Source organism: Celeribacter halophilus, assembly GCF_900114135.1.
GTDB classification, from domain to species: Bacteria; Pseudomonadota; Alphaproteobacteria; order Rhodobacterales; family Rhodobacteraceae; genus Celeribacter; species Celeribacter halophilus.
In genome coordinates this window covers 135,053-158,653 of the sequence record NZ_FORY01000002.1, presented here as the reverse complement: position 1 = coordinate 158,653, position 23,601 = coordinate 135,053, and the positions used below count along the sequence as shown (strand labels likewise).

Genomic DNA, 23,601 nt, shown 5'->3' with positions numbered 1-23,601 from the left:
AGAACATTTCAATGTAAATTTATCGAAACAACTTTGGCCTGGTCTTAGTTAACATTGCGTTGACGCAATCCGTCTTTTTCCAACCGTCAAAAACATGTGCAAATTCAGTCAAATTGCGCCTGTACCTTCGCGGTCAATTCGGACAGTGAAAACGGTTTGGCCAGAAAGCTCGAATTGGGAATTCGGGCCTGCTGCGCCGTAAAGTGGTCTTCGGCATAGCCCGACACAAAGACCACCTTGACCCCAGGACGATCCTTGAGCGCCTCGGACACCCAGCTTGGACCGTCCATACCGGGCATGATCACGTCGGAGACAAAGACATCAATGTGCAGTGTCTTGTCTTCCAAGGTCTCAAGGGCTTCTTCCGCATTCTCCGCTTCAATCACCGTATAGCCGCGCAGGCGTAAGGCCCGCGATGCAAAGGCACGCACGGGCGCTTCGTCCTCGACCAAAAGGATCGCACCGGAGCCGCGTTCGGCGGACACCTCCCCCTCGGAATCTGGCGCATGAGCAGCCTCGACCACGGCCTCGGCACGCGCAGTATGGGCGGGGAGATAGATCGTAAAGGCCGTCCCAGCCCCCACAACACTGTCCACAAAAATAAAGCCGCCCGTCTGCTTGATGATCCCGTAGGCCGTCGAAAGACCCAAACCGGTGCCCTCACCTGTGCGCTTGGTGGTGTAAAACGGTTCGAACACTTTCGGCAACCGCTCGGGCGGAATACCAACGCCCTGATCTGTCACGGAAATTATGACATATTCCCCCGGCGGCACAGTGACCCGATCACGCGCAAGCCCTTCGCGCAGCACTTCGTTGCGGGTTTCGACCTTGATCTCGCCACCCGTCGGCATGGCGTCGCGGGCGTTCACGACCAGATTCATGATCACCTGTTCCAACTGCCGCTTGTCCACACGGATCGGCAGAAGACCCACATCATGCGTAAGGGTCAGCGTCACCTTCTCCCCCACAAGCCGGTTCAACAGATGCGCCAGATCGGACAGGGTGTCACGCAGGTCGATGACCTCCGGCTTGAGCGTCTGCTTGCGCGAAAAGGCGAGCAACTGCCCGACCAAAGAGGCCGCGCGATTGGCGTTCTGATGGATCTGCACCAAATCGCCATATTCCGGATCGGCCTCATCGTGGCGTAGCAACAACAGGTCGCAATGGCCTGATATTGCAGTCAAAAGATTGTTGAAATCATGCGCGATCCCGCCCGCCAACTGACCAATCGCCTGCATTTTCTGGCTTTGCACGAATTGCGCCTCAAGAGACTTCAACTCCGTCGCATCCGAAAGAACCGCGATCAGTTCGACTTGCCCGTCCTTGCCCTCGACCCTGTTCAAGGTGATCTGCAAAAACGTGTCATTCTGCGGACGTGAGGCGCGCACAAACTCGGGCTTGCGCGCCCGCCCCATCGCCACGTCCGACACCCAGTCCTGCACCGGTCGCCCAAGCCCTTCGACCAGATCGCCAAGGTTAAACTTGTCATGGGTCGGGATCGCCAGAAGTTCCCGCGAATGGCGGTTCGATTGCAGGATGCTCCCGTCGACAGCGACCTTCAGCAACGCCACCGGCAGCGCATCAAAAGCATCCCATTCGCCGACGCTCGGCGTCACTTCCGGCAGGAAATACAATTCCTTGCGTCCGGTTGCGCTACTTTCATATTGCGCGACTCGGGCATAAATGCGCCCGTCAACCGCCGAAAGAGCATGAACATCTCCGGGCCGGATCGGCAGGTCGGAAATGATGCGATCAAGCGTTTTTGCCTGATGCCCGATCAAACGCCGCAGCGGCTCGTTCATAAAGAGGATCGTGTTGTTTTTGCTCAAAGAAAGCATCGGTAGCGAAATTGCACCGCCATCAAGCGCGGCGTTTTGAGCCGCCACATTTTCAAGACGCCAGAGAAACCCCGCCCCGTCAATCAAATGCACTGACAACCGCATATGGCCGTGACGCAGCACGACATCTTCACGCGCCGCCCCCTTGGCCAAGGCACGCGATTGCAAACGGCTCAGGGTGGTGGCGGGAGACGCGAACAGATCTTCGAGCGTGGCCGCGAGAGAGTTCCCGCGATGCTTGCCAAACCGCGTCAAAGCCGCACGGTTTGCATAGCCAATCACCCCATCCATATCCGTGGAAAACGCCGCAGCAGCATCATTTTCAAGACAGGCCGCCAGCGTATCGCTGATGCGGCGGCGCCGGAGGCTTTGACGATAACTCAACACACGCACAAGAATCGCCGACCAGAGCAGAACTGCCCCAGCCACGAAGGCAAATATGCCAAGTTGCGGAAAAGGGATCACCAAGGCACTGGCGCAAAGGAGTACCCCGCCCGTGGCAATCGCCAGACAATAGGGCGCGAGCCGTCCGGCCTGCTTCGACAATGGACCTACGCTCATCGTGGTCTGCACACGTTTCCCCCCCGTGCTATTTTACTCTGACGTGCCGCCTATCACCCTGCGACACGCCTTATCGGTCCTCCGGCCCTGCAACCGGAAGGTGTACACGTGCGGATTTTAAACAATCCACATCTATGAACCGAGCATTGATCAGATTTGGTTAACGATCACTTAATGCCCAACCAAATCGAGGATAAAACGGGGAAATATTTCTGGTAAACCTGTATTTCAAATATACTTTTAGGCGCGGAACGCCTGAGGTCAAATCACACAGTGCGCCGCAAAACCGCATAGAAAAATCCGTCGCCGCCCTCCAAAGGGCTGATGAGGCGTTGGGCCTCTAAGGTAAAACCGGAGTGACGGTCCAGAAAGGCTTCGATTTGCGCGGTGTTTTCCGCCTGAAACAGCGAACAGGTCGCATAGGCCAGAACACCGCCAGAGCGCACGAGCGGCGCGACCTCGTCGAGGATTTGGGATTGCAGCCCCGTCAACTGTTCCAATCGCACAGGGGTTAGTGCCCATTTGCCTTGCGGGCTACGCGCATAGGCCCCCGAACCGGAACAGGGCACATCACAGAGCACAAGATCATAATCCGAGGCCATATCGGCCTTGCGTGCGGTCAAAACCTTGATCCCTGCCCGCGAGGCCCGCGGCGCGATATCCTGCATTCGTGCGGGATCGACATCATGGGCGGTCAGGTCCACATCAACGCGCGCCCCCATCGCCAGCGCCTTGCCTCCGCCTCCGGCACAATAGTCCAGAACACGCATCCCGTCCTCAAGCGGCAAGGCGTCGATGATCGCCTGCGATCCCGCGTCCTGTAGCTCGACAAGGCCGGTCAGATAAGCCTGTGACCGCGCCACTGCGCGTGCGCCCTTGGTCACTTTCAGAGCGGTTTCGGACAGAGGATGCGGCACCGCTTCGATCCCGTCATTCTCCAGATGTTCCATCGCATGGCCCAGCGTCGATTTGCGGGCATTGACCCTCAGAAACACACCTGAACGCGTGCGCATCCGTTCCAGAACCGCAACGGCGGTCTCGCTCAGCGTGGCCTCGTAAAGCGGCAAGAGCCAGTCCGGACAATCCAATTGAACCGCCTGTGGGGCCCCCTCCAGATCGGGCACTACTGCACGTTCCTCTTCAGTCAGAGGGCGCGGCGCGAAACGGGCCTCGCAAAACACCGTATCCAGATCAGCTCCCGTCGCACGCAACGCCCCGATCATCACCTGACGCCCTGAAGGACGCCCCAGCCCTGCGCCACCGAGCCAGCAGTAGGAGCGCAAACAGCGCAACGCATCAAAGACGAGATCACGGATGGCCGCGCGATCCTTGGACCCCGCAAATCGATGGCCGCGCGCCCAAGTGGTGAGCACACGTTCGGCATTCTCGCCGATCAAAACATCGTCGAGAATCTCTATGGCGGCGGAAATGCGGGCAACTGGTGTCATGGGATCAGCAAAATCAGGCTCTGGCGCAAAAAGCAACGGGGGCCGAAGCCCCCGCTGTAAAATTCATGGTCACATTCCGGCTCAACCGATGCGATAGTTCGGGGACTCACGAGTGATCTGCACGTCATGGACGTGGCTCTCTTTGAGGCCCGATCCCGTGATCTTGGTGAAGTTGCAGTTCGTGCGCATCTCCGCCACGGTGGCGCAGCCGGTATAGCCCATAGCCGCGCGAAGACCACCGACCATCTGGTGCAACACTGTGCCCACAGGGCCTTTGTAAGGCACCTGACCTTCGATGCCTTCGGGCACGAGCTTGTCGGAGGCGGCGTCTTTCTGGAAATACCGATCCGCAGAGCCACGCGCCATCGCGCCGAGCGAGCCCATGCCGCGATAGGATTTGAACGAGCGGCCCTGATAGAGGATCACCTCGCCCGGGCTTTCATCCGTGCCCGCGATCATCGAGCCGACCATCGCACAAGAGGCCCCTGCGGCGATGGCCTTGGCGAAATCACCGGAGAATTTGATCCCGCCGTCCGCAATCACAGGCACATCGCCTGCGGCTTTGGCGCAATCCATGATGGCCGTGAGCTGCGGCACGCCGACACCCGCGACCATGCGCGTGGTGCAGATGGAGCCCGGACCGATCCCGACCTTGACCGCATCCGCGCCCGCACCGATGAGCGCTTTGGTCGCCTCACCTGTGGCCACGTTGCCCGCAATGATCTGGACCTTGTCGCCGAATTCTTTCTTGGCGCGGGCCACGGCGTCGATCACACCGCTGGAATGACCATGCGCCGTGTCAATCACGATGATGTCCACACCGGCATCGACCAGAGCGGCGGAACGGTCAAAGCCCGCATCCCCCACAGAGGTCGCCGCCGCCACCCGAAGGCGTCCAAGATCGTCCTTACAGGCCGACGGGTTCAAAACGGCCTGTTCGGTGTCTTTGAGGGTAAGAAGGCCGGTCAGATGGCCATTGGCATCCGTCACCAGAAGCTTTTCGATCCGGCGGGCTTTCATGAGAGAGATAGCTTCGTCGCGATCTGCGGGCTCTTGCAGGATGGCGAGGTTTTTCGTGGTCATCACCTGAGACACCGGTGTGTCGTCGGAGGTGGAGAAACGCATGTCGCGGTTGGTGACAATCCCCACAACGCGGCGCTTTTCGTCGATCACGGGAAAGCCGGTGAAATTATACTGGGCGCAGAGCGCCTTGGCATCCGCGATGGTCTGGTCTGCGGTGAGGGTTACAGGATTGTAAACGATCCCGCTCTCGAACCGTTTGACGCGGCGCACTTCGATGGATTGTTTCTCGATATCGAGGTTCTTGTGGATCACACCCACGCCCCCCGCCTGTGCCATGGCAATGGCCATACGGGCCTCTGTCACGGTGTCCATCGCAGAAGACATCAAAGGGATGTTCAACTGGATGGCTTTGGTCACGAATGTTTTCGTGTCCGCCGTTGACGGCAGCACAGAAGATGCAGCCGGAACAAGCAATACGTCATCGAAGGTAAGCGCCTCGCGAATCTCCATCAGGTCTCTCCATGGGGGATACGGTTTGGCACGTCCCTATTACATGGATGTTGCCGTAAGGAAAGGGCGTTTTGCGGATTTCATGCAACTGTCACGTCAAAGCGGTTGATAGAAGGCTGCAAATCAAGGGCCGCGCTCGTGCGTGAGGCGGCCCTTTTCGAGTATTTTTAGCAGCAAAGGAGACTCAGGCCGTGGCCGCGTTGGTGGCTTTGGACAGTTTGCCTCGGCTCCAGATTTGCATGATTTTCACGGCGATATAGGTGATCGCCAGTGTTGCCGCGACCAGTTCCAGCCCGCCAATGAGGCGAAACGGTGTCGGTGCCAATGTGGCTGCGGCGAACATCAGGTTCGCGAAAGCCGCAAGCGGAAATGTGAATGCGCCCCAGAGCGCGGAAAAATCCGCCTTGGTCAGGTAGCGGATCGCGACCAGATAGACGACCAGCGCCGCAACCCCGATCCAGGCAAAGCCGATGGCAATCGTCCCATAGCCCAGAAGCGTGGCAACGATACCGAAGAGTGCCACGGGCGCCAGATGGATCGCCAGAAGCGGGCGCAGTGGCGGCGGCACATCCGCGCGCACGAATTGCACGGCAGAGATGCTCCAGATCGCAATGGCAACCGGCAGGGTCAGCGCAAAGATCAGTTGGGACAGGCCCGTGTAGCCCAAGGGTACAGCCGCCAGAGGCGCGATGATGAAGCCGACGAAGGAGAGATGCCACACGGGGGTGACGCGGCGCTGTTCCGCCGGACCGTGAACCATGCCCCGAATGATGGCAAAGGCCACAAAACCATGCCCCAGAAGCGCCAGAAACAGCACGGCAGTTGCAAAGCCTGTGCTGTAAGGCACCATCACAGCGGCGAAGAGAAAGCCCGAGGCAGTCATGGCAGACAGCCCCGCCCTACCGGGAAGGATTTTGGCATCGTCAAAAATGACCCCGAAACGGCGGGCCACCTTAGCGAAATAGGCCACCAGCGCAAAGAGATAGAGCAAGGACACAGCGCCCAAAACCATCTCTCCGATCCAATCCGGAGCGGGCAGGACTCTGGCCGCGTTGCGCCAGCCAAGCCCTATCCCCAGAAGCCCGAGGATCGGCGGAAAGATCGCAGGCGGCGTGGCGCGCCATAGCCCCATCGGCGGGGCGTTGAAGGGTTTCGGCATGATGCGGGGTTCGGACATTGTCAGACCTTCAAAGATATATTTCAAAACCTGAATACCACCCTACCCTGCGCCGTGAAAGCCTTTCCTCGCGGGCGCAATGTCGCGGCCTCTGTTGCGAGCTGCGCCACAGCCTGTCTGGTGTGACTCCGACGGGTGATCTATATCGGAGGCAACAGACCTGACATATATTTGAGAGGCCGCTGATATGGCACATCCCACCAAACCACCCCTTCTGGCCGTCCTGATCGACGCGGACAATATTTCCGCCAAATATGCCGAAGCGATGTTCGAAGAGATCGCAACATTAGGAGAGGCCAGTATCCGACGGATTTACGGGGACTTTTCCGGCTCCGCGCCGCAGGGCTGGAACAAGGACAAGCTCGCCGCGATGGCGATTGTGCCGCATCAGCAGTTTTCCAACACCACGGGCAAGAACTCGTCGGACATTGCCTTGGTGATTGATGCGATGGATATTTTGCACTCCGGCCGGTTTGACGGATTCGTGCTGATTTCTTCGGACAGTGATTTCACCCGACTGGCCAGCCGCATCCGCGAGCAAGGGCTTGATGTCTTCGGCATGGGGATGCGCAAGACACCGGCGGCGTTTGTGAAAGCCTGCAAACGGTTTATCTATGTGGAAAACCTGCTGCCCGAGCAAGCCAAACCCGCCGCGAAACCGGCTCAGAACGCACCTGCGAAGTCCGGACCCGCGCCGGAACAGGAAGCCCCGCTCGAAGACCCGACCAAACTGGTGATCCGTGCGATGGATGCGATCAATGCCGATGACGAATGGGTCACATTGGGGCAGATCGGGCAATATATCACCGCCGCGCAGCCCGATTTCGACACGCGCAGCTATGGCAAGCGCAAGCTGAGCGATCTGATTGCCTCGCTGAAACTCTTCGAGATCAAGCGCGGTGACGGCAACCAGCTTATGGTGCGCCGCCTCGACTAAGCCTTGAGCAAAAGGAAAAGGCCCCCGCAAGGGAGCCTTTTTCACTGTCTCGGTCTTTTCGCTGTCTTAGTCCTTGGGCCGCATGGAAATGCCATCGGCAAACAGATGCACCTTTTCCGGCGGGGCAGAGAGTTTGACGGTGTTGCCTTTCAACCCCGCGTGAATCCCCGGAAGTTTGGCGATCAAGGGCTCGTTGCCGCGTTCAGCCACGAAATAGAGCAAGGTCACCTCACCCAGAGCCTCGACCACATCGACCACCCCGTCGACAATCGCCTCGCCCTCGGCCAGATGCATATCTTCGGGGCGCACCCCGACATTGACCTTGCGGCCCATATCCTCAGGCTTGGTCGGAATGGCGGAAGTGGCAATGCCCTCGCCCTCCACCTGCACCTTGGTCTGTGCGCCGGTTTCGATGATCACGCCGGGCAACAGGTTCATTGAGGGCGAACCGATAAACTGTGCCACGAATTCATTGTCGGGCCGCTCGTAGAGATCAAGCGGGCTGCCGACCTGTGCGATGCCCTTGTTGGCCAGAACGACGATCCGGTCCGCAAGCGTCATGGCTTCGACTTGATCGTGGGTCACATAGATCATCGTGCTGTCAGGCATCGACTCCTTGAGCTGGGCGATCTCCAGACGGGTGGCGACCCGCAAGGCGGCATCGAGGTTGGAGAGCGGCTCGTCGAAGAGATAGACCTTCGGATTGCGCACGATGGCACGCCCGATGGCGACCCGCTGACGCTGACCGCCCGACAGCGCCTTGGGCAGACGATCAAGATAATCTTCGAGTTGCAGGATATGGGCGGCCCGCATCACCGCCTCCTTGATCTCGGCTTTCGACTTTTTGGCAAGTTTGAGAGAGAAGGCCATGTTGTCGTAAACCGTCATATGCGGATAAAGCGCATAGGTCTGGAACACCATGGCAATGCCGCGCTGTGCGGGGGGCACATCATTGACCCGCTCCCCGTCGATTTCCAACGTGCCGCCGGAAATCCTTTCCAGCCCAGCAATCATCCGCAAAAGCGTAGATTTGCCGCACCCCGAGGGGCCGACAAAGACGATCAACTCGCCGGTTTTGATGTCGAGGTTGATGTCCTTGAGGACTTCGACCTTGCCGCCATACACCTTGCCGACATTTTCCAGTTTCAGATCTGCCATTCTCTTTCTTCCCTCGCCCCTTTAGACCTTTTCGCGCAGCATGATCGCTGGCTGCCACGGGCCCAGATGCAGTTTACCATCCTCCATCGGGGAGGCGGAGTTCAATTCGCTGCCGACCTGATGCCAGTCACCTTTTGGCGCCTCCAGCGTGGCCGGTTGATCCGACAGGTTGAAGGCGCAGAACAGCTCTTCTTCGTCATTCTTGCGCGTAAAGACCAGACAGGAGCCATTCACATGCATGTCCTCCATCGTGCCCGTCTTGAGCGCCTTATGCGCGTGGCGGAACGCTATCGCACGGCGGTAATGGTGCAGGATCGATCCGGGATCATATTCGGACTGGGCCACGGCCAGCGGGTAGTGATCCGGGCTCACCGGCAGCCATGTCTGACCGGCGGTCGAGAAACCGCCGTGATGTTGCGAGCGCTCCCAAACCATCGGCGTGCGACAGCCGTCGCGGCCTTTGAATTCGGGCCAGAACTGGATGCCATAGGGATCTTGCAAATCCTCGAAACTCACCTCGGCTTCCGGCAGGCCAAGCTCTTCGCCCTGATAGATACAGGCCGAGCCGCGCAGGCACATCAACAGCGTGGTAAATGCGCGTGCCCCCATCGCATCGAGATGCCAGCGCGACATATGCCGCACTACGTCATGGTTGGAATAGGCCCAACAGGCCCAACCATCCGCCGCAACCTCGGCCACCTTGTCCATCACCTCTTTGATATAGGCTGGCGTCGGCGTATCGCCCGAAAGCAGATCAAAGGCATAACACATATGCATCAGATCATCGCCTGCAGTATATTCACCAAGGATTTCCAGATCGCGCTGGTCATCCCCCACCTCGCCCACAGCAGCGGCATTGAACGGCTCCATCACCGCACGCAGCTTGCGCAGGAACTCAAGGTTCTCGGGACGGGATTTGTCGTAGATGTGGTTTTGCCAAGTGTAGGGATTCACCGCAGGGGCAGTCTTGGCCTGACGCTCTTCCGGAGCCAGAGGCGGGTTGTCACGCAGTTCCGCATCATGGGTGTAGAAGTTGATCGTATCGAGGCGGAACCCGTCCACCCCGCGATGCAGCCAGAACTCCGCCACTTCGAGCAGCGCCTGTTGCACTTCGGGTTCGTGGAAGTTCAGATCCGGCTGCTCGGTCAGGAAGTTGTGCAGATAATACTGCATCCGTCCTGCATCCCATTGCCAGGCCGATCCGCCAAAGATCGACAGCCAGTTGTTCGGCGGTGTGCCATCGGGTTTCGCATCCGCCCAGACATACCAGTTGGCCTTCGGGTTCGTCCGGTCTTTGCGGCTTTCGACAAACCACGGATGCTGGTCGGAGGTGTGGCTCAGAACGAGGTCGATCATCACCTTGACCCCAAGCCCGTGGGCCGTGTCGATCACCGCATCGAAATCCGCCAGAGAGCCGAACATCGGGTCCACATCGCAATAATCCGCGACGTCATATCCAAAATCCTTCATCGGAGAGGTAAAAAACGGCGAAATCCAGATCGCATCCACGCCGAGCGAAGCGATGTAAGGCAGGCGTTGGACGATGCCCAGAAGGTCACCGATCCCGTCGCCATTGCTGTCCTGATAGGAGCGCGGGTAGATCTGGTAAATGACGGCACCGCGCCACCAGTCTTTTTCACGGGTGAACGGCGCGGGGGAGGAAGGAGTTGCGTTCATGGCTTTGCTCTTTTGTTATTTCACGGACCCGGCCAACAGGCCGCGCACGAGGTATTTCTGCATAAAGAAGAAGACGGTCAGCGGCACGGCGATCGACACGAAAGCCGCCGTTGCAAGGATTTCCCAATTGCCGCCGCGCGTGCCCAGAAGCTCGACAATCTGGCGCGTCATCACGGTGGTCTCGCCGGAACTGTCGATCAGGAACACCAGCGCCACCAACAGATCGTTCCACGTCCAGAGGAACTGGAAAATCGCGAAAGAGGCCAGCGCGGGGAAGGACAGCGGCAGGATGATCTTGGTGAAAATCTGGAAATCCGTCGCGCCGTCCACTCGGGCGTTTTCGATGATGTCTTTCGGCAGGCCGACCATGTAGTTTCTGAGCAGATAGATCGCCAGCGGCAGGCCAAAGCCCGTATGCGCGGCCCAGACGCCCAGATAGCCTTTCGAGTTGATCGTATCCCCCGGCGCAAAACCGAACAGCCGTCCAAGCCAGCCCACTTCAGCAAAGCGCCGGGCGTTGTCTTCCATCGGAGTGCCGACAAGGGCGATGAACCATTCGACCACCGTCCCGTGGAAACTCAAAAGCGGAATGAGCGCCAGTTGCAGCGGCACGACGAGCAGCCCGACGATCACCGCGATCAGGAAAGCACGGCCTTTGAAATCCATCCACGCCAGCGCATAGGCGGCAAAGGCGGCGATCAGAATCGGGATCACCGTGGCCGGAATGGTGACAGTGAAGGTGTTGAGAAAGGCCTTGCCCATCTTGTCCGTCGCCTTGCCGGAAAACAGCACCGTGCGGTAATTGTCGAGCGTGAAAGACGGCGGTGTTTTGGCGGTCAGAAAGACGCGTTCCCCGCGCGAGCCGGTGAATTCCGTGTCATTGACAAGCCGGTAATCCCCGTTGGCCTCGACCGTCAGCATCCCGTCCTCGCCCAGATCGGCAGTGTCACCGGGGGTATAGACGCCAATATTGCGCGACGAGGTGCCCCAGACGGAAATCTCCCCCTGCGCATCACCCTCTTCGGCAAAGAGGTTGCCCTCGATCACATAATTCCCGTCGATCTGCTTCTGCGTGTCCGAACTTGCCGTGCGGATCATCGTGTTCTGTTCTTGCGGAAACAGCGCCTTCCACCAGCCGGAACTGGCAATCTGGTCACCCGTGCGGAAGGACGACACAAACAGCCCGACGGTCGGGAACAGCCAGAGGAACACCAGCACCGCGACCGAGATATGGGTCGCCCAGATGAGAGCCGGTTTCTTGCCAACGATATTGTCCATGATCCGGTTCCCTTATTTCATCTCTTTGCGCGCGTTGTAGACGTTCCACGCAAGGATCGGCGTCACCAACAGCATAATCACCATCGCCGCCGCCGACCCGACACCCCAGTCGCGGGCACGGAACAGTTGGTCATACATGTAGTTGGCAAGCACCTGCGTCTCCCACTGGCCATTGGTCATGGCGAAGACGATGTCGAAGACCTTGAGCACGGTGATGGTGATCGTGGTCCACACCACAACGATAGTGCCCATGATCTGCGGCACTTTGATTTTGAAGAAAATCTGGAACGGGTTGGCCCCGTCCACGATGGCCGCTTCGATGGTTTCTTCCGGCACGCCGCGCAGGGCGGCGGACAGGATCACCATGGCAAAGCCGGTTTGAATCCAGATCAGAACTACCATGAGGAAAAAGTTGTTCCAGAACGGAATGGTCAGCCAGTTCATCGGCTGATCTCCCCCCAAGGCCAGATAGATCGCATTGAGAATACCGATCTGCTCCGTGCCCAAGGGCCGCGCGTCATAGACCAGTTTCCAGATCACCGCCGCGCCGACAAAGGAAATCGCCATTGGCATGAAAATCAGGGACTTGGCAATCGCACCCCAACGGATACGGTCGGTGAGCTGCGCCACGATCAACCCCATTGCGGTCGAAGCGGCAGGCACCACCAGAAGCCAGAAAGCGTTGTTGCGCATGGCCTCCCAGAACTTCGGATCATCCGCCATTTTGCGGTAGTTCTCTAACCCCACATAGGCCCCGCCCAGATCGCGATCGGTGAGCGACAGGCGCAGGGTCTCGAACACCGGATAGGCCAGATAGAGCCCCAAGGCGGCAAGCCCCGGAAACAGGAACAACCAAGGCCGCACAAGGTTCGCACGGTTGATGTTCCGCCCCGCATGCGGGCCACGCGCGGGAAAGATCAGCTTGTCGAGAATTATATTGGAAAAATAGAAATAGCTGATGCAGGCCCCGACGCCGATCGCAATGGTCAGAAGTCCCTGAACTGCAGGATGCATATGTATTCCCCTTCTCGCGCCGCTAAACGGCCTGTGGCCTTTCAGTGCATCCCACGCGCCCTATGCGCTCTGGTCAGGGCAAAATGGCAGATGCAAAGATGCGAAAGCCCTCCGGACCCGAAGGCCCGAAGAGCGGCTGTGTAAAGAGACTGCGTTTATTTCAGCGCGTCCCAAGAGTCCTGAATGGACGCGGCGACATCTTCGGCAGATTTCCCGCCGGTGTAGTCCACCATACCGGTCCAGAACGACCCTGCGCCCACACCACCCGGCATCAGGTCGGATGCGTCAAAGCGGAAGGTGGTTGCGTTCAGCAGGATGTCGTTCATCGCGGCAGTGGCCGGATCACCGAATTTCGAGGTATCGACCCCTTTATGCGGTGTCAGGAAGCCTTTTTGCGACATCCATGCCTCATGGGCCACCGGAGTTTCGAGGAACTTGATGAACTCATGCGCCGCCGGTGTGTCATTGGTGATCGCCCAAAGCGTGCCTGCGCCCAGAACCGGACTGCCGAGGTCTTTGCTCTCATAGGACGGGAAGTAGAAGAAATCGGCATCTTCCCCCACTTCCGTGCCTTCGGGGAAGAAGGACGGGATGAAGGAAGCCATGCGGTGCAAGTAGCACTGCGGCGGTGAGGTAAAGAGACCTTTCGGGCTGTCGCGGAAATCGGTAGAGGCCACGGAGCCTGCCCCGCCGGAGACAAAAGCGTCATTGCGTGCGAACCAGCCGAATTCCTCGATGGCTTCCACCACACGCGGATCGTCGAATTTCACCTCGTTGGTGACCCAGCCGTCATAGACTTCCGGCGGTTGCGTGCGCAGCATCAGGTCTTCGACCCAATCCGTCGCCGGCCAACCGGTCGCCGCACCGGACCCCAGACCGATACACCACGGCACCTCGCCATCGGCGACGATCTGTTCGGTGAGCGCTTTCAGCTCTTCCATGGTTTCGGGCACTTCATAGCCCGCATCTTCGAAGTTTTCCGGCACATACCAGACGAGAGATTTCAGATCGACCTTGTAGAAAAATCCGTAAAGCGCATCTTCCCCGTCAGGGCCGGTATAGGTGCCGAGATCCACCCAAGACTGGCCTGCTGCATAGTTTTCGCGCACCCAATCGGCGACATCCTCGCCAAGCGGCGTGAGAAAACCGCGGCCAGCCATTTCAGCAGCCAGACCCGGCTGCGGGAAAACCGCAATATTGGGAGCAGAGCCCGCTTCGGCGTCGATCACGATCTGCTGTTCAAAGCTGTCGGATCCGACATAGGCGACATCAAGGCCGCTTTGCTCTTCAAAAACGGCCAGCACCTCTTCAACCATTTCCTGGTCGGCGCCGATCCACGGCCCGGCGATGGTCAAATCCTGCGCCTGCGCGCCTGCCGCGCACAAAGCAACAGTTGCTGCGCCGGTCATAAGTGTCTTTTTCATGTAAACCTCCCAGTTTTCATACCCAGACATGGGCAAAGGAATCCTAACGCAACAAGTCCGGAAATCAAATAGTTCCGGCAACCTCAAAGCGCTTTGGCACACGCGCAACCCTCTCCCATGAGGCCACCAGAGTCAATGATCAGGATCAAACCGGGCCTTGCGAACCGCAAGAAACATCCCGAACCACAAGCCCCGTGTTCACAGGAGCACCTCGACGCAAACGGAATTTCGAAACGCAGCGAACTGCTCTACCTGCGCAAAGAGGCTTTACCTCGCCCCTTGCCCGCGGCTAACCTGTGTGAAAATTACATGCAACCTTCTGCCCAGTGTGCATAAATAAAAGGGTCAGACATGAACCTCAAAGAGCTTTCCACCCTGCTCGGCCTGTCCCAGACCACAGTCTCGCGGGCCCTGAACGGCTATCCCGAAGTCTCGGAACTAACCCGGGAAAAGGTGCTGAAAGCGGCCAAAAAACACAACTACACCCCAAACACCCGCGCACGCGGCTTGGCCACAGGGCAGAACCATGCCGTCGGCCACGTCATCCCGCTGTCCACCGAACATGAGGTGGTAAATCCGGTGTTTACCGATTTCGTCGCGGGGGCCTCGGAAATCTATTCGCGTGAAAATTACGATATGATTCTGTCCATTGTCCCCGACAGCAACGAATCCGAAGCCTATCGCAAGATTGCCGCCAAAGGGTCCGTCGACGGGGTGATTGTGCATGGTCCGAAGGCCAACGATCCGCGAATCGCGCTTTTGCAAGACATCGGCATGCCATTTGTCGTGCATGGTCGCAGCGGCAGCGCGACCGAGGATGATTATTGCTGGGTCGATATGAACAACACCCGCGCCTTTGAACGCGCCACGCATTTTCTGATTGATCTCGGACACCGGCGCATCGGGCTTTTGAACGGGTTGGAAAGCATGGATTTCGCCGCGAAACGCCGGATCGGCTATCGCACCGCGCTGGACGCCGTCGGCATCAAGGAAGACCTGATGCTCTGTTATTCCGGTGAAATGACAGAAGAATACGGGTTCAAGGCAACCGCAGAGATGCTTGCCCTAGACGAACCGCCCACCGCCCTTCTGGCCTCGTCAATCATCGTCGGCTTTGGTGTGCGCCGTGCTTTGGATGCGGCGGGTCTCAAAATCGGCAAAGACGTGTCCCTGATCGTGCATGATGATGACCTCTCCTATCTACGCAACGGGTCGACCGAGCCGATCTATACGGCCACCCGCTCCTCCGTGCGCATGGCGGGGCGGATTTGCGCGGAAATGTTAATGGAGCAAATCTCCAACCCGCAACGCCCCTTGCGTCATACGCTGTTGGATGCGGAGTTAATCATCGGTCACACGACAGGCCCCGCCCCGAAGCGCTGACACCACGCCCCAGCCCTCACCCGCGCGTTTTATTTCTTCAAACCGCACAGCCAAAGCGCTTTGATCTTGCCCGATCCAGTCCTTCGACGTTAAGAGAGACCCCATCACCCCGCCGGTTCCAACGCAGCCACGCGCCCACCGGCCCAAATCGTTAGCGCTACCGAATACGGAGGCCCCATGACAAACCGCCCGCTCCCCCGTCTGACCCGAAAAGACTTTCCCGACGGTTTCCGCTTTGGTGCCGCAACGGCCGCCTATCAGGTCGAAGGCCACAAGTTCGGCAATGCCGGTGTGACCCATTGGGACACCTTCGCCGCGACCCCCGGAAATGTGCTGCGCGCCGAAGACGGGGCACTGGCCTGCGACCAATACCATCGCTATGGCGAGGATATGGACCTGCTCAAGGATGGCGGTTTTGACGCCTACCGGTTCTCGACAAGCTGGGCGCGGGTCATCCCCGAAGGTCGGGGCGCAGTGAACCGCGAGGGGCTGGATTATTACGACCGGCTGACCGATGCCATTCTCGAGCGCGGCCTCGAACCGCATCTGACGCTCTATCACTGGGAAATGCCCGCCGCGCTGGCCGATCTGGGCGGCTGGACCAACCCGGATGTGCATCTGTGGTTTGGTGATTTCGCAGAGGTCGTGGATGACCGGATCGGTGACCGCATGGCCTCGATCGCCACGATCAACGAACCGTGGTGTGTCTCATATCTTTCGCATTTTCTTGGCCATCACGCACCCGGCCGCCGCGACATCCGCGCCGCTGCCCGCTCCATGCACTATGTGCTCAAGGCCCATGGCGAGGCCGTCAGCCGTCTGCGTGCCAGAGGGCGTGACAACCTCGGCATTGTCATCAATTTCGAACACACCCAACCGGCCAGCGACGATCCCAAAGACATTCAGGCCGCCGTCACCCAAGACGCGACCAACAACCGCTGGTTCATCGAGGCGGTCAGCAAGGGCCGGTATCCGCAAGAGGCGCTCGATGGGCTTGAGCCGCATCTGCCGAAAGGCTGGCAAGACGATCTCGCAAAAGACATCTCGCAACCGCTCGACTGGCTCGGCGTCAACTACTACTTTCGCCAGCTTGTCGCCCATGACGCGGAAAGCCCGTGGCCGCACACCAAACCCGCGCAAGGCCATCTTGCCACCACCCAGATGGGCTGGGAGATCTGCCCCGAAGGGCTGCGCGCCCTGCTGGTGAAGCTCAAAGAAAACTATGTGGGCGATCTGCCGGTTATGGTGACCGAAAACGGCATGGCATGGGACGACCATCTGCGCAACGGCGTCGTGAACGATCCGGAACGCTGCGCCTATATCACCGACCATCTGGCCGCAATGCACAAGGCCATCGAGCAAGGGGTGAACCTGCAAGGCTTTTTCTACTGGTCGCTTCTGGACAACTATGAGTGGGCTTTCGGCTACGAACGGCGTTTCGGCATGGTGCATGTGGATTTTGAAACATTGAAACGCACCCCCAAAGCCTCGTATCACATGCTCAAAGACCTGATTGCACGGACCTGACATGATGCCCAACCATCCCGCCGACACCCTCACCCTCGTGGCCGACATCGGGGGCACCAATACGCGCGTGGCTCTGGCCGATGGCATCACGCTTCTGCCCGATACGATCCGGCGCTATTCCAACCGCAAGTTTCCCGGTCTGGAAACGGTGCTCCGGCAATATATCGAGGAAGAGGGCAACGTCGATTGCAAGGGGGCCTGTGTGGCCGTAGCCGGTCCTGTGCGGGACGGTGTGGGCACCATGACCAATCTCGACTGGACCATCGACAGCGACACCCTGCGCCGCGCCTGTCAGGCCGAGCATGTCGCCATTCTCAATGACCTTCAAGCGCAGGGCCATGCCTTGGGTCTTGTGGACGAAAGCAACATCCGTCCGGTGATCGATGCGCCAGAGCCCGCTCCGCACGCCGCACGCCTCGTGGTCGGCATTGGCACAGGCTTCAATGCGGCCCCCGTGTTTGAAACCGGTGCAGGTCGCCTTGTCGCGCCGTCCGAATGTGGCCACGCCAACCTGCCGATCCGCGACGAACACGAATTGGCCCTGTGCCAGTTCGTCGAGACCGCCCACGGCTTCCCCGCTGTCGAAGATGTGCTCTCCGGTCGTGGTCTGGAGCGCGTTTACCTGTTTTTGGGGACCGAAGCCGGCGAGGCTTTCGAAAAATCCGCCGCCGAAATCATGGCCTCCGTCGAGGCCGGAGACGACCCGCGCGCCACGCAGGCCGCACAGCTCTTCGTCAAGATTCTCGGGCGGGTCGTCGGCAACCTGTCTCTGGTGCAACTGCCCTTCGGCGGGGTCTATCTGGTAGGCGGTGTGGCCCGTCACATCGCGCCCTATCTTGAGCGTTTCGGGTTTTCCGAGGCCTTCCGCGACAAGGGCCGGTTTGCCGGTTTTATGAAGAATTTTTCGGTTTCCATCATCGAAGACGACTTTGCCGCGCTCACGGGATGCGCCTCTCACATGCATCACCTATACCCGTAACTACCTGAAATATTAATGAATTTCAAATCCCTCGCTTCACCGGCGAGGGTTTTCTTTTGTCCGGAACAAATTTTCCGGCGCGTAACCTCGTTTTAACTCCCCTTCCCTTACACAGGTCCGAGAGAACGCAGATGTAAGGGAAAATCGAGATGCCTCACCCCTGCCGAAACCCCGGAGCACTGACATGACAACACATGTGCAACTCCATGACCGGCTCGACTACCAGTCCGTGATGCCCCTCATGGAAGAACTCAAAGCGATTACAGACGATGATCTGGTGATTGATGCAGGAAACCTGCGCCATCTCGGCACCCTTCCCCTGCAAGTGATCCTTGCCGCCGTGAAACAACGCGCAGCGCGGGGTCAGACAACCCGCTTGGCGAATGCCTCCGACGGCTGTGTGGATATGCTCAGCCTCTTTGGCTTCACCCCGGAAACCCTCACTCAACCGGAGGTCTGGACATGAGTTTGGAAGTTCTTGCGGTCGACGACAGCCGCACCATGCGCGACATGCTCAACCTTGCATTGTCGTCTGCGGGCTTTACCGCCCACCTCGCCGAAGACGGCATTCATGGCCTCGAGGTTCTCAAAGACCTGAATCCCGACGTCATTATCACCGACATCAACATGCCACGCATGGATGGTTTCGGTTTTATCAACGCCGTCCGCGCCGAGCCGAAATGGAGCCGCATCCCAATTCTCGTGCTCACAACAGAAAGCGCCGCCGAACTCAAGGCAAAGGCACGTTCCGCAGGCGCAACCGGCTGGATCGTGAAACCGTTCGATCCCGCAAAACTCGTCAAAGCCCTGCAAATGGTGGCTGGTTAAGAGGTTCCCCATGTCCGACCCAATGGCAGAAATTCGCGCCTCCTTCTTCATTGAATGTGAAGAGCTCCTGGAAAGCCTTCAGGATGGTCTTCAACTCATGGATGATGGCGATACCGACTCTGAAACGATCAACATCGTCTTCCGCGCTGTTCACTCGATCAAGGGGGGCGCGGGCGCCTTTGGTCTCGATGATCTGGTTCATTTCGCCCACCGGTTCGAAACCGCCATGGACGAAGTCCGCGCAGGCCGGTTCTCTCCGGATGCCGAGGCCATTCGCCTGTTCTTTGCCTGCGCCGACATTCTGGCCGATCTGGTGCGTGCCGCGCGAGATGGTGATCAGGTGGATGATGGCATCACCGGTCCGGTTCTGGAAAACCTCGACAAGCTCGTCGGGCTCGAAGAGGAAGAGGAGGAAGACCTCGACTTCACCCCAGCCACGCTGTCGCTCGACTTTGGTGACGGAGGCACCTTGCCGGACTTGCCTGAGCTTCCTGATGTGAGCGCCCTGCCCTCCACAGATGCTGCCGATGACGCATTGCCCGCACTGGACATGCCCGTTCCCGCGCCGGACACAGATATACCCCCGATGGCAGAACCTGAATGCAAAGGGTTTTCTGTCAAATTCAAACCGGAAGATGCGCTCTATGCCTCCGGCAATGAACCCCTGTATCTGTTCCGCGCGCTGCGTGATCTTGGCGATATTTCAGTCATTTGCCACTGCGAAGACCTGCCACAACTCGACAGCCTCAACCCCGACACAGGTCACCTTTCATGGGACATGACCATCCACACGGAAGAGCCGGAACAGGCCGTTCGCGAAGTATTTGAATTTGTAGACGGGCTTTGCCTGTTGGAAATCAATGCCCTGACGGGTGATCAGGACGGCACGTCCTCCTCAGAGCATACTCCGATCTCCCCCGCGCCAGAGATATCTCCACCACCGCAGGTTGAAACGGCCCCCAGCCTTCCGGAAAACGCAGCATCAACGCGCGTTGATGCCGCAAAGCCCTCTGCAACTAAAGACACCACAAAGAAGTTGGGAGAAGCAAAAGACGAACAGTCCACACAAGCGAAAGCAGCGGCAACCCCGACACAGCCCCGCGCTACTGTTCGAGTGGATCTGGAGCGCATTGATCGGCTGGTAAACCTTGTCGGAGAGCTTGTGATCAATCAAGCCATGCTCAGCCAATCCGTCGCAGAGGCTGGTCTCCCTCCGAACTCTCCGGTCTCTACCGGTCTGGAAGAGTTTCTACAGCTGACCCGAGACATTCAGGAATCGGTCATGATGATCCGCGCCCAGCCGATCAAATCCCTATTCCAACGCATGGGACGCATCGTGCGGGAAGCCTCCGCCTCTGTTGGCAAGGAGGTGCGTCTGCGCACCGATGGCGAAAATACAGAGGTCGACAAAACCGTCATCGAGCGGCTGGCGGACCCGCTGACCCATATGATCCGCAATGCTGTGGACCATGGACTTGAAAGCACAGAAAAACGTCTGGAAGCCGGCAAAAGCCGCGAAGGCCACGTGACACTGACAGCCCAACACCGCTCCGGTAGAATTGTAATCGAAGTCACGGACGATGGCGGCGGGATCAACCGTGAACGCGTCAAAGAAAAAGCCATCCAAAAGGGCCTTATTCCCGCGGACGCACAGCTCAGCGATAGCGATATCGACAACTTGCTCTTCCTGCCCGGTTTCTCAACCGCCGCCGAGGTTTCCAATCTATCGGGGCGTGGGGTCGGCATGGACGTCGTGAAAAGCTCGATCCAAGCGCTCGGCGGAAGGATCAACATCACATCCCAGGAAGGGAAAGGCACGACTTTCTCCATTTCCTTGCCTCTGACGCTCGCCGTTCTGGACGGCATGGTTGTCCGTGTGGCAGGTGAAACACTTGTAGTGCCATTAAACGCCATTCTGGAGACACTCACACTCACAGACGAGGACCTCACCGCCCTCGGACCGGAAACGCATGTCGTCCAAATTCGCGGCGGTTTCGTCCCCCTGCTCGATCTCGGCGCAGAACTCGGTTACCGCACCCCGCAAGACAGCTATGTTGGCGGGACTGTTCTCCTCATTGGTCAGGAGGATGGAAACAGAGCCGCACTCGCAGTCGATTCCATCGAAGACCAGCGTCAAGTCGTCATCAAAGGACTTGAAGGCAGCTACGGCCGCGTTCCGGGAATTGCTGCGGCCACCATCCTGGGTGATGGGCAAATCGCTCTTATTCTCGACCCGACCGATCTGGTTGGACAGGCCACCGGTCGCACCCGCGTCCGTCAGCCACAGCAATTACTCGTAGGATAAAATCATGACTGACATCGAAAAACAGAACGACTCCACTTCGATCGAGCTCCTGTCCTTCCGAGTAGGCGGGCAAGACTATTCAGTAGATATTATGTCCGTTCGCGAAATACGCGGATCAGCCAGGGCAACCTCCCTGCCGCACGCCCCTTCATTCGTGAAAGGTGTCATCAATCTGCGCGGTACAGTTCTTCCCATCATTGATCTATCGGCCCGTCTCGGCCTTCAAACCGGAGAAGATACTGAACGCAATGTCATTATCGTTGTAGATCTTGGCGAACGTACCGCCGGTCTGATGGTTGACGCTGTATCTGACATACTCGCCATTCCATCTGAGGAAATGCAGCCGCCGCCAGACCTTACCGCCGATGAAGCCCGGACATTTGTCTCAGCACTAACAATCGTCGATGGCCGGATGATTCGAATTTTGGACCTTGAAGCTGTTATGCCCCCCCAAGGCGAGGAGGTCGCTTGAAGGAGCTATCTACCATAACCGAGCGCCCTGAAATCGCGAATGCAATTTCAAACCATGCCTTTTCACGCATTGCCAAAATCGCAGAGCGTGAAGCAGGTATTGTTTTGGCCCCCTCCAAGGTTTCCATGGTGACGTCCCGCCTGACACGCCGACTTCGTGCGTTAAAGCTTTCCAGCTTTGAGGAGTATCTGAATATCCTGGAAACGTCTCAAGACCGTGCGGAACTGGACAGCTTTGTTTCGGCATTAACAACAAACGTGTCGCATTTCTTCCGCGAAAACCATCATTTCGAATATCTCTCAACAACGATGATCCCCAAGTTCAAACAGAAGGTGGCAGAAGGTGGAAAGGTCAGAATTTGGTCTGCGGGCTGTTCTAACGGACAAGAGCCCTACTCGATTGCCATGACCATCCTGAAAAACGCGCCTGAACTAACAAAGGAAGATTTGAAAATTCTGGCGACGGATATCGATCCCGAAGTGCTGGGCCGGGCCCAAAGTGGTCAATATTCCGGATCACTCATCACAGGGCTTACAAATGAAACTATCACAAGGTTTTTTACAAAAAGCCTGCTGAATGGAGAAGAAACACTGACGATCAAGCCGGAAGTAAAAAAACTTATAACCTTCCGACAACTAAATCTTCACGCACCTTGGCCCATGCATGGAAAGTTTGACGCAATCTTCTGCCGAAATGTTGTCATTTACTTTGATGAACGAGCGCAAATTCGCCTTTATAAACGCTTTGCGAACGTTCTGGAAACAGGGGGGTGGCTCATGCTCGGACATTCCGAGAGGCTCCATGAAAATGTCGCTCCGCTTTTTGAAAATTCCGGCGTAACCACATACCGAACCCATCACCCCATCTCGCCCTCCGCACCGATCGGTGCATATGAAAGTAAAGGACTAGTCTAATGGCACTTCGAGATCAAATCCGTGTCATGGTCGTTGATGATATGTCCACAAGTCGTGGCCTTATAACGAACGCTCTGGATTCATACGGAATCAGAAATGTCGCAAGTGCGGCAGATGGACCATCAGCCCTCCAGAAACTCGCAACCTCCCCCGTTCACCTGGTCATTTCCGACTATAACATGCCGGGAATGGACGGGCTGCAACTGCTACACGCTCTGCGCTCCAATGGTCCAACGCGTGGCGTCGGCTTTCTTCTCATCACCGGACGTGCGGATCGTGAAATTATCGACATGGGGAAACGGCTTGGAATGAATAACTTCCTCAAAAAGCCTTTTAATCCTGAGGGGCTGAAAGCCGCAATTGAAGCGATCGTGGGCAAACTCTGATGACACCCCAATCCGAAGGCATCCAGCCTGACAACGACGCAAATGGGCAAGCCGTGATTTCACTGGATACGTTGAGCAAACGTATCCAGGACGAAATGATCGCACTTGTCATGCTCGCCGCCGAAGTTCAAATCGCGCTCGGCCCCGCACTCACAGAGGCCAAATCACTGTCCCCGGCAGTCCAAAGAAGTCTTCAAGCGCTTGACCGTCTACACCAAACCCTTGACGACCTCCAGCGTGTGCTCGGCCATCTTGCCATGCAATCAGGGACCGCACCGGTCCCCATAAAGCCGCTAGACGAGGTCATTCGGCTTCGTCACCTCGCGCACAAGCTCTTCGACAATATAGATGCCCCCTTCGCCTTGTCGGAGGAAGATTCCGGCGACGTTGCCTGGTTCTAAAAAAATAGAAAACCCATCCTGAAAGGCACAACACAGCCTATAGACGACATCACCAAAGAAATATTCCATGGATCAAATCTCGAACATATCCACGACTTGCGCCCAGAATGTGACCGCTAACATAAGCAGAAAACCGCCCATTCAAAGAGGAATTTCGCTTGTATTATGCGCAGATGCCGAAGTTGGGGGCAAAAGCGTTGCCCCGCTGCACAGGCTCGGCTAACAGAGGAGCAACCGCTTGCAGGGGCAGGCCAAGGCACTGCATCAGACGGGTGTGGCCTGCACAAGGTTAATAAGTAAATCCGCGCCGCCCCACAGGGTCAACCGGATCATGAGACTGCCAAGCGGACGAGGGATGACA

Annotated in this window: 20 protein-coding genes; 11 read left to right on the top strand and 9 right to left on the bottom strand. The window is 57.9% G+C overall.

Features of this window, described 5'->3' with window-relative positions; genetic code table 11:
* Positions 1-104 precede the first annotated feature (104 nt).
* The 4 genes from BM152_RS02490 to BM152_RS02475 all read right to left on the bottom strand — a co-directional run bounded on the left by BM152_RS02490 (position 105) and on the right by BM152_RS02475 (position 6,557).
* On the bottom strand, positions 105-2,399 hold the full coding sequence (locus tag BM152_RS02490; RefSeq protein ID WP_066606086.1) for a hybrid sensor histidine kinase/response regulator: 2,295 nt from the start codon (positions 2,397-2,399) through the stop codon (positions 105-107).
* A 266-nt stretch (positions 2,400-2,665) separates the two neighbouring features.
* Positions 2,666-3,847, bottom strand: a complete 1,182-nt coding sequence (locus BM152_RS02485; RefSeq protein WP_066606084.1) for an RsmB/NOP family class I SAM-dependent RNA methyltransferase — start codon at positions 3,845-3,847, stop codon at positions 2,666-2,668.
* An 81-nt stretch (positions 3,848-3,928) separates the two neighbouring features.
* Complete coding sequence (gene guaB / locus BM152_RS02480; RefSeq protein ID WP_066606081.1) at positions 3,929-5,380, bottom strand: IMP dehydrogenase; 1,452 nt, start codon at positions 5,378-5,380, stop codon at positions 3,929-3,931.
* Between the two features lie 184 nt (positions 5,381-5,564).
* Complete coding sequence (locus tag BM152_RS02475; RefSeq protein ID WP_066606486.1) at positions 5,565-6,557, bottom strand: TDT family transporter; 993 nt, start codon at positions 6,555-6,557, stop codon at positions 5,565-5,567.
* 187 nt (positions 6,558-6,744) lie between these two features.
* Between BM152_RS02475 and BM152_RS02470 the strand changes: the two genes are divergently transcribed.
* Positions 6,745-7,494, top strand: coding sequence for an NYN domain-containing protein (locus BM152_RS02470; protein WP_066606078.1), 750 nt, complete (start codon positions 6,745-6,747; stop codon positions 7,492-7,494).
* Positions 7,495-7,560: 66 nt separating this feature from the next.
* Here BM152_RS02470 and BM152_RS02465 read toward each other — a convergent pair whose 3' ends face one another.
* From BM152_RS02465 to BM152_RS02445, 5 genes are all read right to left on the bottom strand, one after another.
* Positions 7,561-8,652 (bottom strand): ABC transporter ATP-binding protein, encoded by a 1,092-nt coding sequence (locus BM152_RS02465; RefSeq protein ID WP_066606074.1) that lies wholly within the window; start codon positions 8,650-8,652, stop codon positions 7,561-7,563.
* Between the two features lie 21 nt (positions 8,653-8,673).
* Positions 8,674-10,329, bottom strand: a complete 1,656-nt coding sequence (locus tag BM152_RS02460; RefSeq protein WP_066606071.1) for an alpha-glucosidase — start codon at positions 10,327-10,329, stop codon at positions 8,674-8,676.
* Positions 10,330-10,344: 15 nt separating this feature from the next.
* Positions 10,345-11,607, bottom strand: coding sequence for a carbohydrate ABC transporter permease (locus BM152_RS02455; protein ID WP_066606068.1), 1,263 nt, complete (start codon positions 11,605-11,607; stop codon positions 10,345-10,347).
* 12 nt (positions 11,608-11,619) lie between these two features.
* Positions 11,620-12,621 (bottom strand): carbohydrate ABC transporter permease, encoded by a 1,002-nt coding sequence (locus tag BM152_RS02450; RefSeq protein ID WP_066606065.1) that lies wholly within the window; start codon positions 12,619-12,621, stop codon positions 11,620-11,622.
* Between the two features lie 155 nt (positions 12,622-12,776).
* A complete protein-coding gene (locus BM152_RS02445; protein ID WP_066606484.1) occupies positions 12,777-14,045 on the bottom strand; it encodes an ABC transporter substrate-binding protein in 1,269 nt (422 codons plus the stop codon).
* Positions 14,046-14,396: 351 nt separating this feature from the next.
* Here BM152_RS02445 and BM152_RS02440 point away from each other — a divergent pair, with 351 nt between their 5' ends.
* The 10 genes from BM152_RS02440 (at position 14,397) to BM152_RS02395 (ending at position 23,240) form a co-directional block, all read left to right on the top strand.
* Entirely contained in the window at positions 14,397-15,428 is a 1,032-nt protein-coding gene (locus BM152_RS02440; protein ID WP_066606063.1) for a substrate-binding domain-containing protein, read from the top strand.
* Between the two features lie 177 nt (positions 15,429-15,605).
* Positions 15,606-16,955, top strand: a complete 1,350-nt coding sequence (locus tag BM152_RS02435; RefSeq protein WP_066606061.1) for a GH1 family beta-glucosidase — start codon at positions 15,606-15,608, stop codon at positions 16,953-16,955.
* A gap of 4 nt (positions 16,956-16,959) precedes the next feature.
* Positions 16,960-17,934 (top strand): glucokinase, encoded by a 975-nt coding sequence (locus BM152_RS02430; protein ID WP_066606483.1) that lies wholly within the window; start codon positions 16,960-16,962, stop codon positions 17,932-17,934.
* 184 nt (positions 17,935-18,118) lie between these two features.
* On the top strand, positions 18,119-18,400 hold the full coding sequence (locus BM152_RS02425; protein WP_066606059.1) for an STAS domain-containing protein: 282 nt from the start codon (positions 18,119-18,121) through the stop codon (positions 18,398-18,400).
* Positions 18,397-18,762, top strand: a complete 366-nt coding sequence (locus BM152_RS02420) for a response regulator (RefSeq protein WP_066606056.1) — start codon at positions 18,397-18,399, stop codon at positions 18,760-18,762. The genes BM152_RS02425 and BM152_RS02420 overlap by 4 nt, the downstream gene beginning before the upstream one ends.
* 10 nt (positions 18,763-18,772) lie before the next feature.
* A complete protein-coding gene (locus BM152_RS02415) occupies positions 18,773-21,067 on the top strand; it encodes a chemotaxis protein CheA (protein WP_066606053.1) in 2,295 nt (764 codons plus the stop codon).
* 4 nt (positions 21,068-21,071) lie between these two features.
* Positions 21,072-21,539: a chemotaxis protein CheW gene (locus BM152_RS02410; protein WP_082715419.1), complete on the top strand. Its 468-nt coding sequence runs from the start codon at positions 21,072-21,074 to the stop codon at positions 21,537-21,539.
* Positions 21,536-22,453, top strand: a complete 918-nt coding sequence (locus tag BM152_RS02405) for a CheR family methyltransferase (RefSeq protein ID WP_066606051.1) — start codon at positions 21,536-21,538, stop codon at positions 22,451-22,453. The genes BM152_RS02410 and BM152_RS02405 overlap by 4 nt, the downstream gene beginning before the upstream one ends.
* Positions 22,453-22,839, top strand: coding sequence for a response regulator (locus BM152_RS02400; protein WP_066606049.1), 387 nt, complete (start codon positions 22,453-22,455; stop codon positions 22,837-22,839). Before BM152_RS02405 ends, BM152_RS02400 begins: the two co-directional genes overlap by 1 nt.
* The gene (locus BM152_RS02395) at positions 22,839-23,240 is read left to right on the top strand and encodes a hypothetical protein (RefSeq protein WP_066606046.1); all 402 of its coding nucleotides are present in this window, start codon (positions 22,839-22,841) and stop codon (positions 23,238-23,240) included. Before BM152_RS02400 ends, BM152_RS02395 begins: the two co-directional genes overlap by 1 nt.
* Positions 23,241-23,601: the final 361 nt, after the last annotated feature.

What these genes read in the sequence shown, in the direction of transcription:
- BM152_RS02490 (WP_066606086.1), bottom strand. Translation starts at nt 2,399, where the DNA reads ATGAGCGTAGGTCCATTGTCGAAGCAGGCCGGACGGCTCGCGCCCTAT.
- BM152_RS02485 (WP_066606084.1), bottom strand. Translation starts at nt 3,847, where the DNA reads ATGACACCAGTTGCCCGCATTTCCGCCGCCATAGAGATTCTCGACGAT.
- guaB (WP_066606081.1), bottom strand. Translation starts at nt 5,380, where the DNA reads ATGGAGATTCGCGAGGCGCTTACCTTCGATGACGTATTGCTTGTTCCG.
- BM152_RS02475 (WP_066606486.1), bottom strand. Translation starts at nt 6,557, where the DNA reads ATGTCCGAACCCCGCATCATGCCGAAACCCTTCAACGCCCCGCCGATG.
- BM152_RS02470 (WP_066606078.1), top strand. Translation starts at nt 6,745, where the DNA reads ATGGCACATCCCACCAAACCACCCCTTCTGGCCGTCCTGATCGACGCG.
- BM152_RS02465 (WP_066606074.1), bottom strand. Translation starts at nt 8,652, where the DNA reads ATGGCAGATCTGAAACTGGAAAATGTCGGCAAGGTGTATGGCGGCAAG.
- BM152_RS02460 (WP_066606071.1), bottom strand. Translation starts at nt 10,329, where the DNA reads ATGAACGCAACTCCTTCCTCCCCCGCGCCGTTCACCCGTGAAAAAGAC.
- BM152_RS02455 (WP_066606068.1), bottom strand. Translation starts at nt 11,607, where the DNA reads ATGGACAATATCGTTGGCAAGAAACCGGCTCTCATCTGGGCGACCCAT.
- BM152_RS02450 (WP_066606065.1), bottom strand. Translation starts at nt 12,621, where the DNA reads ATGCATCCTGCAGTTCAGGGACTTCTGACCATTGCGATCGGCGTCGGG.
- BM152_RS02445 (WP_066606484.1), bottom strand. Translation starts at nt 14,045, where the DNA reads ATGAAAAAGACACTTATGACCGGCGCAGCAACTGTTGCTTTGTGCGCG.
- BM152_RS02440 (WP_066606063.1), top strand. Translation starts at nt 14,397, where the DNA reads ATGAACCTCAAAGAGCTTTCCACCCTGCTCGGCCTGTCCCAGACCACA.
- BM152_RS02435 (WP_066606061.1), top strand. Translation starts at nt 15,606, where the DNA reads ATGACAAACCGCCCGCTCCCCCGTCTGACCCGAAAAGACTTTCCCGAC.
- BM152_RS02430 (WP_066606483.1), top strand. Translation starts at nt 16,960, where the DNA reads ATGCCCAACCATCCCGCCGACACCCTCACCCTCGTGGCCGACATCGGG.
- BM152_RS02425 (WP_066606059.1), top strand. Translation starts at nt 18,119, where the DNA reads ATGACAACACATGTGCAACTCCATGACCGGCTCGACTACCAGTCCGTG.
- BM152_RS02420 (WP_066606056.1), top strand. Translation starts at nt 18,397, where the DNA reads ATGAGTTTGGAAGTTCTTGCGGTCGACGACAGCCGCACCATGCGCGAC.
- BM152_RS02415 (WP_066606053.1), top strand. Translation starts at nt 18,773, where the DNA reads ATGTCCGACCCAATGGCAGAAATTCGCGCCTCCTTCTTCATTGAATGT.
- BM152_RS02410 (WP_082715419.1), top strand. Translation starts at nt 21,072, where the DNA reads ATGACTGACATCGAAAAACAGAACGACTCCACTTCGATCGAGCTCCTG.
- BM152_RS02400 (WP_066606049.1), top strand. Translation starts at nt 22,453, where the DNA reads ATGGCACTTCGAGATCAAATCCGTGTCATGGTCGTTGATGATATGTCC.
- BM152_RS02395 (WP_066606046.1), top strand. Translation starts at nt 22,839, where the DNA reads ATGACACCCCAATCCGAAGGCATCCAGCCTGACAACGACGCAAATGGG.